At 70.2% G+C, this 15,325-nt stretch carries 12 protein-coding genes; 9 read left to right on the forward strand and 3 right to left on the reverse strand.

Features of this window, described 5'->3' with window-relative positions; all coding sequences use genetic code 11:
• Window positions 1-160: 160 nt before the first annotated feature.
• Genes ACOOGH_RS00470 through lysA form a run of 4 tightly spaced genes read left to right on the forward strand, consistent with a single transcriptional unit; the run spans window position 161 to window position 5,865 of the window.
• Entirely contained in the window at window positions 161-2,416 is a 2,256-nt protein-coding gene (locus tag ACOOGH_RS00470; protein ID WP_420447047.1) for an NYN domain-containing protein, read from the forward strand.
• A gap of 50 nt (window positions 2,417-2,466) precedes the next feature.
• On the forward strand, window positions 2,467-3,018 hold the full coding sequence (locus tag ACOOGH_RS00475) for a DNA-3-methyladenine glycosylase (protein ID WP_420447048.1): 552 nt from the start codon (window positions 2,467-2,469) through the stop codon (window positions 3,016-3,018).
• 49 nt (window positions 3,019-3,067) lie between these two features.
• Window positions 3,068-4,504 carry a Na+/H+ antiporter NhaC family protein gene (locus tag ACOOGH_RS00480; protein ID WP_420447049.1) on the forward strand — a complete coding sequence of 479 codons (1,437 nt, stop codon included), beginning with the start codon at window positions 3,068-3,070 and terminating at the stop codon, window positions 4,502-4,504.
• Window positions 4,501-5,865 carry a diaminopimelate decarboxylase gene (gene lysA, locus ACOOGH_RS00485; protein WP_420447050.1) on the forward strand — a complete coding sequence of 455 codons (1,365 nt, stop codon included), beginning with the start codon at window positions 4,501-4,503 and terminating at the stop codon, window positions 5,863-5,865. Before ACOOGH_RS00480 ends, lysA begins: the two co-directional genes overlap by 4 nt.
• Here lysA and ACOOGH_RS00490 read toward each other — a convergent pair.
• Window positions 5,828-7,690 (reverse strand): M1 family metallopeptidase, encoded by a 1,863-nt coding sequence (locus ACOOGH_RS00490; protein WP_420447051.1) that lies wholly within the window; start codon window positions 7,688-7,690, stop codon window positions 5,828-5,830. The two genes, lysA and ACOOGH_RS00490, sit on opposite strands and share 38 nt — an antisense overlap.
• Before the next feature lie 78 nt (window positions 7,691-7,768).
• Between ACOOGH_RS00490 and ACOOGH_RS00495 the strand changes: the two genes are divergently transcribed.
• Both ACOOGH_RS00495 and ACOOGH_RS00500 read left to right on the forward strand, forming a co-directional pair.
• On the forward strand, window positions 7,769-8,989 hold the full coding sequence (locus tag ACOOGH_RS00495; RefSeq protein WP_420447052.1) for a DEAD/DEAH box helicase: 1,221 nt from the start codon (window positions 7,769-7,771) through the stop codon (window positions 8,987-8,989).
• A gap of 83 nt (window positions 8,990-9,072) precedes the next feature.
• Window positions 9,073-10,977, forward strand: coding sequence for a gamma-glutamyltransferase family protein (locus ACOOGH_RS00500; RefSeq protein ID WP_420447053.1), 1,905 nt, complete (start codon window positions 9,073-9,075; stop codon window positions 10,975-10,977).
• Window positions 10,978-11,000: 23 nt separating this feature from the next.
• Here the strand turns inward: ACOOGH_RS00500 and ACOOGH_RS00505 are convergent, their stop codons facing one another.
• Window positions 11,001-12,749, reverse strand: coding sequence for an amidase (locus ACOOGH_RS00505; RefSeq protein ID WP_420447054.1), 1,749 nt, complete (start codon window positions 12,747-12,749; stop codon window positions 11,001-11,003).
• Window positions 12,742-13,026 carry a hypothetical protein gene (locus ACOOGH_RS00510; protein WP_420447055.1) on the reverse strand — a complete coding sequence of 95 codons (285 nt, stop codon included), beginning with the start codon at window positions 13,024-13,026 and terminating at the stop codon, window positions 12,742-12,744. Before ACOOGH_RS00510 ends, ACOOGH_RS00505 begins: the two co-directional genes overlap by 8 nt.
• Before the next feature lie 389 nt (window positions 13,027-13,415).
• Between ACOOGH_RS00510 and folE the strand changes: the two genes are divergently transcribed.
• The 3 genes from folE to ACOOGH_RS00525 all read left to right on the forward strand — a co-directional run bounded on the left by folE (window position 13,416) and on the right by ACOOGH_RS00525 (window position 15,325).
• Window positions 13,416-14,030 carry a GTP cyclohydrolase I FolE gene (gene folE / locus ACOOGH_RS00515; protein ID WP_420447056.1) on the forward strand — a complete coding sequence of 205 codons (615 nt, stop codon included), beginning with the start codon at window positions 13,416-13,418 and terminating at the stop codon, window positions 14,028-14,030.
• A gap of 44 nt (window positions 14,031-14,074) precedes the next feature.
• Window positions 14,075-14,803: a hypothetical protein gene (locus ACOOGH_RS00520; RefSeq protein WP_420447057.1), complete on the forward strand. Its 729-nt coding sequence runs from the start codon at window positions 14,075-14,077 to the stop codon at window positions 14,801-14,803.
• A gap of 84 nt (window positions 14,804-14,887) precedes the next feature.
• Entirely contained in the window at window positions 14,888-15,325 is a 438-nt protein-coding gene (locus ACOOGH_RS00525) for a tetratricopeptide repeat protein (RefSeq protein WP_420447058.1), read from the forward strand.

Genomic DNA, 15,325 nt, shown 5'->3' on the forward strand with positions numbered 1-15,325 from the left:
TCAGATCGCTGCGGCGGTCGTCGGGCAAAAGGGCCCGCGACCGGACCGGCGAAAACGCGAACGGTCTTCCGTAGACCCCTCTCACCATCCCCCCCGCCACCGGGGGCGAGGCAGAGGGGCCTCACCGGACCGTTCGGGACAACGAACGGAACAAGAGGACATGAACGACTTGTACACGCGGGCGCCTCACCGGCGCCCCTCCGCCGATATGGCAGACGCCGCGGCGCTTCTCATCGATTTCGACAACGTCACCATGGGGATCCGGTCCAACCTGGGCCAGGAACTCCGAAACTTCCTCGACTCGGACATCATCCGCGGCAAGGTGGCCGTCCAGCGCGCCTATGCGGACTGGCGGCGGTATCCCCAGTACATCGTGCCGCTCTCCGAGTCCTCGATCGACCTCATCTTCGCGCCCGCCTATGGCTCGTCGAAGAAGAACGCCACCGATATCCGGCTCGCGATCGACGCGCTCGAACTGGTGTTTACGCGCCCCGAGATCGCGACCTTCATTCTCTTCTCGGGGGACTCCGACTTCTCGAGTCTCGTCCTCAAGCTGAAGGAGTACGGGAAATACGTGATCGGCGTCGGACTCCAGGAGTCCGCATCCGACATCCTCGTCCAGAACTGCGACGAGTACTACAGCTACAACCGGGTGTCGGGACTCCAGTCGGCCGACGAAACGCAGACCGAGAAGCACGACCCGTGGGAGTTGACGAGCAAGGCCGTCGCGCTGATGTCCGAGCGCGGTGACGTCATGCGGTCGGATCGCCTGAAGCAGGTGATGCTGGAGATGGATCCGGGCTTCGACGAGAAAACCGCCGGTTTCTCCCGGTTCAACCGCTTTCTGAGTGAAGCGGCCAAGCGCGAGCGGATCGTGCTGCACAAGCGCGAAAACGGCCAGTATGATGTCGGCCCGGCTTCGGGCGCGGCGGCGGCCGCAGCGGCGGGTGGCGGCGCGGTATCCTCCAGGGGGGAGACTGCGGCGCCCAGGAGCCGGAGTCGGCGAGGACGCCGCGGAGGTTCCAGCCGCGGCCGTGCAGCCGCGCCGAAAGCCGCTGAAAAGCGGGCACCCGCGAAGAGCGGGAAACCGGCCGCGCAGGCGAAGGCGAAGATGACGGCCAAGACCAAGGATCCTTCGGGAACCGCCGTCGAGGGTGCCTATGCAGCGCTCAAGCGCGCGGTGGCCGAACTCTCGCGGGACGGATCGCCCGTCCGCGACTCCATGGCCAAGCGCAAGCTCCTGCAGTACGACGCCACGTTCGATGAGGGCGCCTTCGGCTTCAGCAAGTTCAGCCTCTTCCTGCGTGCCGCGCACGACGCGGGTGTCGTCCGGATGGCCCGGCACGAGGACGGCAACAGCTACCTGACCGTCGTCGACGCGCCGGCCGCGCCCGCGCGCGGAGCGAAGCCGACCGCACCCGAGAGCGGGGACGACGGGGGCGGGCGGTCCGCGCTGTCCGCGGCCGCCAGGGCCGCACGCAAGACGCTGGGCCGCTTCGGGCTTGGGCCGGCGCCCAAGAGCGAGGAGGCGCCCAAGAGCAAGGCGGCACCCTCCAGCAAGCCAGAGCCCAGGAGCAAGCCGGAGCCCAGGAGCAAGGCGACCCCCCCAAGCACGCCGGCCTCCCGCCGGGCGCCATCATCCCCGGCGACCAGGGCGCGGGCGCCGAGAGAGCGGGAGGCGCCGCCCCGGGAGCGGCAGGCTGCGCCGCCGCGCACTGAACGGCCCGCGGAGGAGCCGTCGGGCGCACAGGGTTCGCAGGCGCCCGCGAAGAGTCGGCCCGATCAGCGTCGGCCCGATCGCCGACGTGGCGCCTCCGACGAGCGCCGCGGCGCGCCCAGGGGGCAGGAGCAGCGGGCCTCGGCACCGAAGCGCGAGAAGACGCCCCCGAAGAAGGAGCCCGCGGCGTCGGCGCCGAAGCGCGAGCCGGCAGGGCGAGAGAGCCAGCCTGGCGCCCGGGAGAAGGCCCGGGAGAAGACGCCTGCCCGGCGCACGCTGGGACGCTACCGGTCGGGGTCCCGCGGGCGGCCGGCCGCGCCGGGCGCGGCCAAGACGGCGGGCGCGCCTCGTATCGGCCCGATCACCGACGAGGAACCCGCCACGAGCAAGGCGAAGAAGGATGCGAAGCGCACGGACGCTCCGGCTCGTAGCCGGCCCGCGGCCCGCCCGGCCGGGGACGGCGGAAAGTCGGCCACCGGGTCCGCGAAGCCGGCCGCGAAGCCGGCCGGAGGCCCCATCGGGCACATGGTCCGCAACTACGCGGGCGTCGGGAAGCGGACCGCCGAGGTGCTCGTCGAGCATTTCGGCGACCGCGTGTTCGAGGTCATCGACTCGGAGCCTGCGCGCCTGAACGAAGTGCTCTCCGAGGGACGGGCGAAGGTCGTCCGCGAAGCCCGGCGGCTGGAGCGCGAGAGCTGAACGACCCGGCCGGCCCGGGCCTCGGGTCCGGGCCGATCGGTGCCGACTTTTTGACGCGCCCCGCGGTCGAGGTGGCGCGGGCGCTACTCGGCTGCACCGTGCGCTCCGATTGCGCCGGCGAGCGGACGGCGGGCCGGATCGTCGAGACGGAAGCCTACACCGGGCCCGAGGACGAGGCCTGTCACGCGGCCGCGCGGATCGGCCGCACGGCGCGGAATGCTCCCCTGTTCGGACCCCCCGGCACCGCCTACATCCACCGCAACTACGGCATCCACTGGCTTCTGAACGTGGTGACCGGACCGGAGGGCTTCCCGGCCGGGGTTCTCCTGCGGGCGGTCGAGCCGGCAGAGGGGCTCGATGTCATGCGTCATCGGCGCGGCCGCGCCGAACTGACGAACGGCCCGGCCCGCCTCGCACAGGCGCTCGCGGTAGGCCCCGAACTGCAGGGGCATCGGCTCGACCATCCCCCGCTCTCCCTGCACTGGGGAGAGTCCGTCCCTGACGCGGAGGTGGAGGTGACGACGCGCATCGGGATCTCGCGCGCGGCGGATCAACCCCTCAGGTTTTACGATCGACGGAGCCGCTGGGTCTCGAAGCGCTGAGCTGCCTGTCACGGATTCGCCAGTCCGTGGCAAGACCAGGAGGATGTGAATGGTCGAAATCGCTCTCCAGGAAGTCGGTACGTACGGCTTCGCGTCGCTCCTACCGCCGTTGCTGGCCATCGGACTCGCGATCTACACGCGTCAGGTGTTCCTCTCCCTGGCGGCCGGCATCTGGCTCGGCCATACGATCCTCTCCGGCTGGAACCCGGCCACCGGGGCCGCAAGCGCGATTGATGGTGCGATCGGCGTACTCCGCGATGCGGGCAACGCGCGGGTCATCGTCTTCACCTTCCTCATCGGCGCCCTCATCGCGACGGTGGAGGCGAACGGCGGCATGCGCGGCTTCGTGCGCTGGGTCGAGGAGGCCCGCTGGGTGACCAACGCCCGGCGCGCCCAGGTCATGGCGTGGCTGATCGGGATCGTCGTGTTCATCGAATCGAACCTCACGATCCTCGTCGCGGGCTCCGTGTCGCGGCCCCTCTTCGACCGCTTCAGGATCTCGCGGGAGAAGCTGGCCTACATCGTCGACTCCACCTCGGCGCCCGTCTGTATCCTCATCCCGTTCAACGCGTGGGGCGCGCTGGTTCTGGGGATCCTGACCGAGCAGGGCGTGGCCAACCCGCTCGGCGTCTTTCTCATCGCGATTCCGCTCAACATCTACGCCGTCGCGGCTCTGGTGCTCGCGGGCCTGACCGCCTTCCGGGGCTGGAACTGGGGCCCGATGAAGAAGGCCGAGGCGCGCACGCGGGACGGGCGTCTCCACTGGGACCACGCCGTGGCGCTCGCAGACCCGGAGGAGATCGCGCCGCCGCCGGCCGAGGGCGTCGCGCTCAAGCCTCGCAACATGCTGATCCCGATCGCGGCCATGGTCGTCTCCATGCCCGTCTTCATGTGGATCACCGGGGGCGGAACCATTGCCGACGGTTCCGGCACGACGAGCGTGCTGTGGGCCGTGCTCGTGGGGCTGGGCCTCGCATGGGTACTCGCCCTGGCCCAGCGCTCACTCGACCTCGAGGCGCTGAGCCGAGTCGGTCTGAAGGGGGCGGCGGCGCTCACCGGAATGGCGGTCGTGCTCTGGCTCGCGCTGTCGCTGGGCGACGTAACGCGGTCGCTGGGGACGGGTCTCTACGCGGCGGGCGTCGTCGGAGACAGCTTCCCGCTCATGGTGCTGTTGCCGCTGGTGTTCATCGTCACGGGCGGGATCGCCTTCGCCACCGGGAGCAGCTGGGGGACGTTCGCGATCATGCTCGCGGTGGCCATACCTCTCGCGAACGCCCTCGGTCTGCCGCCCGCCCCCTTCGTGGCGGCGGTGCTGTCGGGGGGCATCTTCGGTGACCACTGCAGCCCGATCAGCGATACGACGATCATCGCGTCGCTCGCTTCGGCCACCGACCATATCGAGCACGTGCGCACGCAGATTCCGTACGCACTCACCGCGGGAGGGGTCGCGACAGTGGGCTTCGCCGTCGTCGGCGCGCTGATGTGAACCGCGTTCTGCCCGTCTCCTGGACGGAGAGCGAGGGGCGAGCGCACGTCGGCGGACTGGCCCTGGCGGACATCGCCGCGCGCTTCGGCACGCCGCTGGTCGTCATCGACCAACGTCACCTCGAGAACCGTCTCGCCCGCTTCCGCGCCGCATTCGGGCCGGCCACGGGGCTGACCTACGCCGGCAAGGCGTTCCTGTGCGGGGCCCTCGTGCGGCTCCTGGCCCGGGATGGCTGGCTCGTCGACGTCGTCTCCGGCGGGGAACTCGAACTCGTGCGGCGAGCCGGCTTCTCGATGGAGAACGTCATCCTGCACGGGAACGCCAAGTCGGCCGCCGAGCTGGAACGGGCCATCGCGTACGGGGTGGGGCGGATCGTCATCGACCATCCGGACGAGGTCAATGACCTCCGGAGAGCCGCCGCCGCGGTCGGGGCCGGCCATCGTCCCGACCTGCTCGTGCGACTGAACGTGGACCTGACCCCGGAAACCCACGAGAAGGTGCGGACCGTGGGGCCGGGCACCCATTTCGGGATGTCGCCGGCCGTCGCGGCGTCCGTCGCGCGCCGAATCGCGGGCGCGGGAGAGTGGTGCCTGGCGGGCGTTCACATCCACGCGGGCAGCCAGATTCGGGATCCCGCGCTCTTCTCCCGGGTCGCGGCGGCGGCGGTGGACTTCGTGGCGCCGCTGCGGCTCTGTTTTCCCGAGACGGTTGAACTGGATCTCGGGGGAGGACTGGCCGCGCCCTACCGCGTCGGGGAAGAGGTGCCTTCTCCGCGGCGGTACGCCGAAGCGCTGATGGCCGGTCTCCATCGGTCCGGGGCGGAGGCGCGGCTTGGCGCGTATCGGCTCATCGTCGAACCGGGCCGGTCCGTGATCGCGAACGCCGGCCTCACTCTCTACACGATTCACGCCCGCAAGCCTCTCGACGGGGCGGGGGAGGCGCTGGCCGTGGACGGCGGACTGTCGGACAACCCGCGCCCGTCGCTGTACGGGGCGAGTTACGAGGTGCTCAACGTGTCGCGCGCCAGCGGCGAAGCGGACCGGACGTTCCGGGTCGTGGGACGGCATTGCGAATCGGGCGACGTGGTCGCGCCGTCGGCGGCGCTGCCCGGCGACACGGAGGTGGGCGACGTGCTCGCCATCCCGGGCACGGGCGCCTACGTGTTCGCGATGTCGAGCCGGTACAACGGGGTCGGACGCCCCGCCGTCGTCTTCGTGCGGGACGGCGCGGCGCGGGAGGTGGTTCGCCGCGAGACGGACGACGACCTCCTGGCGTGCGACCTGTCGCTCGGCGGCCCGGGGGCCGCCCGTGGCGCCCGCCCGGTCAGCGCCGCCGCAGTTCGGCCGTCGCGAGCACGCTGACGTCGGGGTCGAAGCGCACGCCGTCGGCCCCCGCGGCGCCCGGAATCCGCAGCGTGGCCTCCCGCGAGTCGACGCGCACGCTCGCGCGACGGCCATCGGCCCCGCCCCCCTCGACCTCGAACTCGAGATCGAGCGTGAACGCCGGCCACTCCGCCGGCTGCACCTGACGGATCGAGAGCACGAGATCCTCCGCCTCCGAGCCCCATTCCACCTCGAGTCGCGGGTGCCCGGGCCCGTGGACCCACTGGTCGAAGAACCAGCCCAGCTCACGGCCCGAGGCACGCTCGAACGCCGCCCGCACGTCGCCGGTCAGGGCCACGTCGTGGAGATGGCTACCGTAGTAGTCGCGGATCCCGCGGAAGAACGCCTCGTCCCCGACCTGATGGCGCAACATGTGGAGGACCCAGGCGCCCTTCTGGTAGTTGTTCCGGTTCAACAGATCGAAGAGCTGGTTGGAGCTGGAGTCGACGATCGCCTGCCCCACGACGTCCGACCCCACCGCGACCTCGCGGCTCGCGCGCATGAGCGCCTGAAATGCCTCCGTCCCGTCCCGGGCCTCGAAGTAGAGCGGGCCGAAGTAGCTCGCGAATCCCTCGCTGACCCACAGGTGGCTCCAGGACGCCGGGCTCACCGCGTCGCCGAACCACTGGTGCGCGGTCTCGTGCGCGATGACCCCCTCGCCCATGCGCCGCTCCTCCCAGGCGCCGCGCCCGTAGAAGATCGCGCTCGAGTTCTCCATGCCCCCGAAGCGGGTCGACGACTCCACATGGGCGAGTTTCTCGTACGGATACGGCCCGATCAGCTCGGTGTAGAAGTCGAGCATGTCCGGTGCGCGCGAGAAGCGCTCGGCCCCGTAGTCGCCATCGCCCGCCAGCGCCCACACGGACACGGCCGCGCAGACCTCCCCCCCTCCTTCGGGGCGGGGCGCCGCCGGGGAAAGCCCGCAGCCCGCCCCGCCGAGGGGCCGACGCTCGAAGCGTGCCATCCCCACGACCATCGTATAGGAAGGGATCGGCGCGCCGGGATCCGTCTCCCAGACCCATACCGTCCCTCCCTCCGCCCCTGGACGCGTCTCCACGAGACGCCCGTTCGCGATGACCTCGTACCCCTCCGGCGCCAGCACCTCGAAGCGGGCGGTGGCCTTGTCCAGAGGGTGATCGTTGGAGGGGAACCACCACCGGGCGCGGTTGGGCCAGTTGTCCGCGAACACGGCCGGCTCGCCGTTGCGATCCTCGCCGAAGAAGAGGCCGTTCTCGGGGGCGCCCCCGTATTCGATGCGGATCTCGCGCTCCACCTCGGCGGCGGCCGCCTCGAACGGCCCCACCGTGAGCACCGAGCCGCCGCGCCCGAACTCGACGGCCACGCCATCCATCGTCACGGACGCCACCGTCAGTCCGATGAAGTCGAGGTCCACCCGGTCCGCTCCCGCGCCCAGTGCGCCGCGAAGTGTCGCCACGGCGCCGAACGCCCCCGAGGCGGGACGCGAGAGGTCGAGTTCGAGCCGATAGTGCGCGATATCGAACCCGGTGCGGTCCGCCGGGCGCCGGAGTTCGATCCCCGGGTCGGGGGCCGCCGAAGCCGCATCGAGCGTCGCCTGCTCCGTCGGAATCCGGGGCGGGCGCGGTCCCTCCGGGGCCGGCCGACAGCCACTCGACAGGCCCAGGGGGAGGCACATCACGAGCGCGGCGAGAAGGACGACTGTCCGCCGCCCGGGTCCCCCTCCGTCTTGCGAAGAGGCTTCGCGCGCCCCACCGTGGCGATGCATGCTTCGTCGGGCGAGCACCCGACGTCTGTCCGATTCCATGGCGAAACGAAGTCTGGTCATCCTGCCCGCTCTCGAAGAAATCCACGCTGATCCGGCGGTCCGCCCCCTGCGCCCCGCGACTCATGAGACGGTACGCACGTGAGTGAGGAGGGGCACCCCTTCGCCGAACTCGGGCTCTCCTCCGATCTCGTCGAGTCGGTGGCAAGGGCGGGCTACGTCGAGCCCACCGAGATTCAGCGCCAGGCGATCCCCGCCATCCTCGCCGGCCACGATGTTCTCGGCACCGCCCACACGGGCACCGGCAAGACGGCGGCCTTCACCCTGCCGGCCGTGCAACGGCTCGCGGCCACGGAGCCGTCCATCGCCCCGCGAGGCCTCGTCATCACGCCGACACGTGAACTGGCACAGCAGGTCGGCGCCGCGGTAAAGACATACGGCGCGGTCTCCTCGATCGAGTCCGTCGTCGTCCACGGCGGCACCCCGCTCGGGCCCGAAACAGCGGAACTCTCGTTCGGGTGCGACGTGCTCGTCGCCACGCCGGGCCGGTTGCTCGACCACGTCAAGCGCGGGAACGCGGACCTGTCCCGCGTCGAGGTTCTCGTGCTCGACGAAGCCGACCGCATGCTCGACATGGGGTTCATCGACGACGTCAAGCAAATTGTGCGCCACACACCTGGCGACCGGCAGACGCTCCTCTTCTCGGCGACGATGCCCGATGGCGTCCGCTGGCTCGCCCATGAACTGATGACCGATCCCGAAGAGATGAAGGTGGGCCGGGAGACCGCGGCGGAGGGCATCCGCCAGGTTCTCCATCCGGTGGACTGGTCGCAGAAGCACGCCCTCCTGCACCACCTGCTCGGCGAGTGGCCGGAGGGACAGGTGCTCGTCTTCACGCGCACACGGGTGACGGCGACCTACCTCGCCGACTATCTGCGGTCTCACGATGTCGCGGTGGCGGGCCTGCACGGCGGCAAGCACCAGGACCAGCGCGACAAGGCGTTGCGCCGCTTCCGCGAAGGCTCGATCCGCGTCCTCGTTGCCACCAATGTGGCCGCGAGAGGCCTGGACATCCGGGGTATCCGCCATGTCGTGAACTTCGACGTGCCCGAAGACCCCAGAGACTACGTGCACCGCGTAGGCCGCACCGCGCGCGGCGACGACACGGGCGACGCGATCACGCTCATGGCCTCCAGCGACTGGGTCGAGATCAGGGCTATCGAGCGCCTGCTGGGCGAGACGATCGAGCGCCGCGTCGTCCCCGGCTTCGAACCCGAGCTCGAGCCGCCGCCACCGGAGGAGTTGAAGGTCGAGCGCCCCGAACCCACGGCACTCAGGCGCGGGATCCGGCGCCGGAAGTAGCGCGGGCCCGGCTTTCGCCCGGAGGCGGGCGGGGCCCATATTCGGCTGACGGTTCGCGCGGTTCTTCCCCGGAGGATTCCATCATGTCCGTCGCTCTCGGCTCCCGCTTCCCTCGCTACGTCCTGACGTCCCGCGTCGCGCTCGCGGCTCTGCTGCTCCTGGCCCTGCCCCCGGTCGTCGAAGCCCAGCGCACCGCCAAGCCGGTTCTGCACGGGCGCCACTGGATGGCGATCACCGGCAAGCCGCTCGGCGCCACCGCCGGGGCACGCATGTTCCACCAGGGCGGAAACGCGGTCGACGCGGCCGCCGCGATGCTGGCGGCGACCTCCACCATGTGGGACGTGCTCTCGTGGGGAGGTGAGACCCAGGCGCTCATCTACCATCCGGGAGAAGAGCGCGTCATCGGCGTCAACGCGCTCGGCGTGGCGCCGAGCGGCGCGACCCCGGACCACTACCGGGCGGAGGGCCACGACAACTTCCCGCCCGAGTTCGGCCCACTGTCGGCCGTGACCCCCGGCACCCCCGGCGGGCTCATGACGATGCTCGCCGAATGGGGCCGGCTGAGCCTCGCCGATGTCCTCCGGCCCTCGATCGAGATGGCGGACGGATACCCGATCGAAGCCGACGCGGCGCGCCGCATCCGGAATACGGTGGATGAGATTCGGCAGTGGCCATCGTCGATGGATGTGTACTTCACGCACCCGGGCGACGCGGAGAACCCCGGGCCGCGGGAGGGCGAGATCTTCCGGCAGCCGGGCCTGAAGCGGACGCTCGAACGTCTGGTGGAAGCCGAGGCCGAGGCGCTGGCCGGAGGCGCGAGCCGCAAGGAGGCGATCTACGCGGCGTACGACGCCTTCTACCGGGGAGAGATCGCGGCGGACTTCGTGGCGGGCGCACGGGCCGCCGGCGCGCTCATCACGATGGAGGACATGGCGAACTGGCAGGTGTACCTGGAGGAGCCCGTCACGACGAGCTACAAGGGGATCGACGTCTACAAGCTCACGACCTGGGTGCAGGGGCCCGTCATGCTGCAGGCGCTGAACATGGCCGAGCAGCTCGACCTCAAGGGCATGGGGTACAACAGCGCCAACTATCTCCACGCCCTCTATCAGGTGATGAACCTCTCCTTCGCCGACCGCGACTTCTACTACGGGGACCCCTACTTCCCGCCCGCGGAACCGATCGAGGGACTCCTGTCGAAGGACTACGCGAAGGCACGGCTCGAGGCCATCGACTGGGACCGGAACGATCCGAACGCCGGGCCCGGCGATCCCTATCCCTTCCAGGGAGAGGAGAACCCCTTCACCGACCTGCTCGAGCGCTGGGGGACGCGGGCCGCCGTCACGACGGAACAGGGAGTCGAACTGTCGCTGGGCGATCACGCGGCGCTCGACGAAGATTTCTATCTTGGCACGACCTCGGTGCAGGCGGCGGACGCCGAGGGCTGGGTCGTCTCCATCACGCCTTCGGGCGGCTGGATCCCGGCGGTCATCGCCGGGGAAACCGGCATCGGCCTCTCACAGCGGGCGCAGAGCTTCGTGCTCGACGAGGCGGACAATCCGTACAACGTGATCGAACCCGGGAAGCGCCCCCGCGCCACGCTCACGCCGGGCATGGCGCTCAGGGACGGCCGCCCCTTCCTCTCCTTCGCGGTCCAGGGCGGGGACGGGCAGGACCAGAACCTGCTCCAGTTCTTCCTGAACGTGGTCGAGTGGGACATGAACGTGCAGCAGGCGGTCGAGGCGCCGAACATGAACAGCTATCAGATGCGCGGTTCGTTCGGCCAGCATGAGACGCGCCCGGGACGGATGCTCCTGCAGGACGCGACGCCGCCCTGGATCCGCTCCGCCCTGGAATCGATGGGCTACGAACTGACCTTCTCCGAGCGCACGTCGGGTCCGATCAACGCGATCTTCTTCGACTGGGCGAACGGGGCCTTCTGGGGCGGCTCGAGCCACCATGGCGACGACTACGGCATCGCCTGGTAAGACACGACGCGGGGGAGGGGTAGCTACTCCCCCGTGTCCATCACGTCGAACAGGTCGTATCGCGCCTGGGGACTCGCCCCGGGGCCGCCCTCGCCCCCCTCATCGGGGCGGAGCGCGTCCGGGTTCTCCGGGCGCCGCAGGTGCCAGTCCGTCGCGCGCTGGTACGCCGCGAGGACCGAGAGCAGGTGGTGTTCCGCGTAGGGCTCCGCGCCGAACATGCCCCCGATCGGTCTCGGATGCCCCGTCGACTCCGCCTCGAAGCCGATGGGAAAGCCGATGAGCGGCAGCCCGACCATGTCGAAGGGGTAGGGTGCGGTCTGCGTCACGAGATCGCAGCGGCCGAACACCTCGTCCAGCACTTCCTTCAGGAGGACGAGCCGGGCCCGCGAGCCCCGGACGTACTCCGCCGCGGGGAGGAGCAACCCGTTGATCCACGGAGCGAGCGAGACGCCGAACTGCCTCACGTCATCGCGGAGGTGTTCCAGGAATATCTCGGAGCGCTCCGGGAGCCGCACGTTGTTGAAGTTGAAGCTGGTCAGCGTCTCCCACTGCGTCGGGAAGTCGAGTTCGACGATTTCCGCGCCCAGATCCTCGAGGGTCGCGAGCATGCGCCGCCGGGCCTCCGCCGTCGCCACTTCGCGACGGTAGGCCGCCTGCGTGCGCTCCCGCCGCGGGAACGAGCTGCCGATGCGGTCGACATCGGGGTCCGGGTCGGGCGCGGGCTCCTCCGGGGGCTCCGGCTCGTCGAGATAGCCCGGCAGCACGCCGATCCGCACCGCCCCTCCGCGCTCCGGATGCATGAGCGCACCCTGGCCCTTGCGCACCGCCCTCAGGTAGTCGGGGACCGGTGGAAGGCCGAGGGAACGGGGGTCTGCGGGGTCGGGGCCCGCCATGACCTGCAGCATCAGCGCCGCGTCGACCGCGTCCCTCGCCAGCGGCCCCGGGTGATCGCGCGTGTAGGTGAGGGGGAGAATCCCGTGCAGCGAGACGCGGCCCATCGTCGGTTTGATGCCCGTCAGTCCCTGCGCGTTCGAGGGGTTCGTGATCGATCCGCCCGTCTGGGTGCCCGTACTCGAAGCGGCCATGCGCGCCGCGACCGCCGTCGCCGATCCGCTCGATGACCCGCCCGGGCTCACATCCTCATGATAGGGGGCCCACGCGTTCACCGTCGTGCGTTCTCCCGTGGGGGTCGAGGCGGCCGTCGTCGCGAGCGGTCCCATCTGGGTCTTGCCGAGCAGGATCGCGCCCGCGTCGCGCAGCCGCTCCCACGAGGTCGCGTCGTAATCCGGCACGAAGTCCTCGAAGATGAACGAGTTGGCCGTCGTGCGGACGCCGGCCGTGAAGTAGTTGTCCTTGATCGCGAGCGGCACGCCCGTCAGCGGCGCCCGTCCCCGCGTGCGGTCGGCGCTCCGGGCCGCCTCGAGCGCCGCCTGGGAAACCACCGTGTTGAACGCCTGATAGCGCGGGTCCCAGCGGCCGATCCGCGCCAAATACGCCTCCACGAGTTCGACCGCCCCCACCTCGCCGTCGCGCAGGGCCCGCGCCGCCTCGGCGAGTGTGAGTTCGGTGAGATCCGTCGGTTGCGGCCGGTGCGCGGAAGGCAGCTCCAGAGGTTCGGGCTGCCCCCCGTGCCCGGTAGCGGCGCTGCCGATCCGGGCGCCGCCCGCGGGCCGAGCCCCGGGAGCGGCGGACAGCGTCGCGGGCGCCGCCATGGCCGTAGCGGTCAGCGCCGTCATCCGCTCGAGGAAGCGGCGCCGATTCAGCTCACCCACGATTCCACGCGATCACTTCGGCGGGATAGATCGCCGGCGCCGGCCCCATGGGGTCGAACTCGAAGTCGGCGATCGCCGCGGGCGTCGACCTCAGAAAGCGCCGCGCGGACGCCATGATGCGGCGTTGATCGGCCGGCGCATCCTCGTCGTCGGCGGGGAGCGCGGAGAGATCGACCCCGAGTAGCGCCAGGCGCGTGTGGATGTACGCGTCCAGTTGTTCGTCGGTCACTTCCTGAGACGACGCGGGGGAGCGCGGGGGAGCGGGTTGGCGGGCCATGGCGCCTCCGTGGGGAGCGGGTTCGGAAGGGATCATGACTTCGGCGACCGTCCCGCGCCACCGCGAGGGCCGGGCGTTTCGCGGGTCGGCTTGCGGCGGCCGAGAGGGGTTTGCCGGAGGGCCGGGGCCGCACTAACGTTCCTGCAGACGGATGCAAGGGCATATTTCTTGAGCCAACAATTGCCCATAGAGTCTCCGATCCGGAGGCGGACGTCATGCCCTGCGGGGACGGCGAAAACCGATGGTAGGGGCCGAACCGTGTTGCGGAGGGCTTCAAGAAATCCCCTTGCATCTCGTTCTACAGGAGGGGTGACCTGCGGGTCGCCCCTTTTGCATCCCGGGAGGGGCGCGGGGACGTTGCCCCCCCGCAGGGTCCATTGGAGGGAGTCTTGAGCGAAGAAATCGTGGCGCGCCGCAGTCTGGATCCGAGGTCCCGCCTCACAGTCGAGCCCCTCGAACGCCTGGTGCGCGAACAGCTCGAACTGCTCGGCGAGGATACCGAGCGCGAGGGCCTCGTCCGGACGCCGGCCCGAGTGGCGGCCGCCCTGCAGTTCCTCACCCGTGGGTACGAACAGACCGTAGAGGAAGTCATCGGGACGGCGATCTTCGAGGAACCCCACGACTCGATGGTGATGGTCAAGGACATAGAAGTGTACTCGCTCTGCGAGCACCACATGCTCCCCTTCTTCGGCAAGGCGCACATCGCGTACGTCCCGGACGGCCGGATCGTCGGGATCTCCAAGTTCCCCCGTATCGTCGACGTGTTCGCCCGTCGGCTTCAGCTCCAGGAGCGCCTGACGGAGGAGATCGCGCAGGCGATCGAAGACGCCCTCAAGCCGCAGGGCGTGGGTGTCGTCGTCGAGGCGATTCACTTGTGCATGATGATGCGGGGCGTCGAGAAGCAGAACTCGAAGACGATCACGAGCGCCGTGCGGGGTCTGTTCCGGCGGGACCACCGGACGCGCGAGGAGTTCCTGCGTCTGGCCCACTCGCGCGACGCCTGACGCCCCTGACTTCGCGTCCGCCCGACGGCGCGGAAGGCGGCACCATGTTTCTCGAACTGGCTGAAGTCCTGGACTGTCCCGACTGCCGGGCGTCGGCCGGCCTCGTCGCCTTCGTCGATCGGGCGGCATCGCGCCGTGTGGTCGATGGACGGCTGGGCTGTCCCCTGTGCGAGATCGAGGTGCCCATCCGCCGGGGGACGATGCGCTTCGATCTGTCCGATGCCGTGCGGCGGGCCACCCCGGCCGACGGAATCGCGCCGGCCGACGGAATCGCGCCTTCCGCCGGGCCGGACGGGGAAGCCGCCTCCGAGGCTGCGCTGCGCCTCGCGGCCCTGCTGGGCGTGACCGAACGGGGCGGCATGGTCGTGCTCCTGGGACCTCGACTTGCCGCGCTCGCGCCCGCTGTCGCCCGGCTGGGGGACCGCCTCGAGGTGCTGGCCTGGTTGCCGGACTCCGGAGACTCTTCAGCTCCGGCGGCGCCGGCCGTAGACGACCTCGCCGCCGGAGTCGACCCCCTCCTCGGGGCCGCGCCGGACCGCTGGCCCGTGCGCCCGGGCGCCCTTCACGGCATCGCGCTCGCGGCTCCCACGGTGCTGGAACCGTCCGAGATTGCGCGCTGCGCCCGGCCCGGCGCACGCCTCGTCGTGGAGACCCCGGGCCCGGCGGACCTCGACGCGCTCGCCGCGTCCGGGTTCGCGGAAGTCGCCTCCGATCCCACCGTATGGGTCGGCGAACGTGGTGTGGATTTGCCAGCGCTTGACGAGACGATATAATTGTCTGTTGTCACCAGATGTACTCAGATGTGTGGAAGATGTGTGAGTGAGATGTACGATCCAACTCGCTCGGGGGAGGGTGGTATGGTGTGGTGGAAGATCTGGGACAGTGACGGAAGGCGCCGACGGGGACAGCCCGACTTCTATGAGGAAGGCGTGGAGCTCGTTCAGCAGGAACTTTACCATGAGGCGCTCACCTCGTTTCGTCTTTCCCTGAAGTACAACCCGCGGCATCCGGCCACGTTGGAACAGATGGCCGTGGTGTATACGCACATCGGATTGACGGATGATGCGGTGCGGGCCTACGGGGCGGCGCTCGAGGAGCGGCCGCGCAGCACGGCCGCGCACTACGGCCTGGCGTTCCTGCTGTTGAGGAGGGGCGCCGAGCGGGAGGCCTCACGGCACCTTCAGGAGTTCCTGGCATACGCGCGCGGGGACCGGGAGGAACCGAGGCATCTCGAGCATGCCCGGCGCACCCTGCAACGGCTCGGTGTGCCGGTCGCGGAACCGGCAACCCACTAG

This window comes from Candidatus Palauibacter sp., from assembly GCF_965213655.1.
In the GTDB taxonomy this organism is placed as follows: Bacteria; Gemmatimonadota; Gemmatimonadetes; order Palauibacterales; family Palauibacteraceae; genus Palauibacter.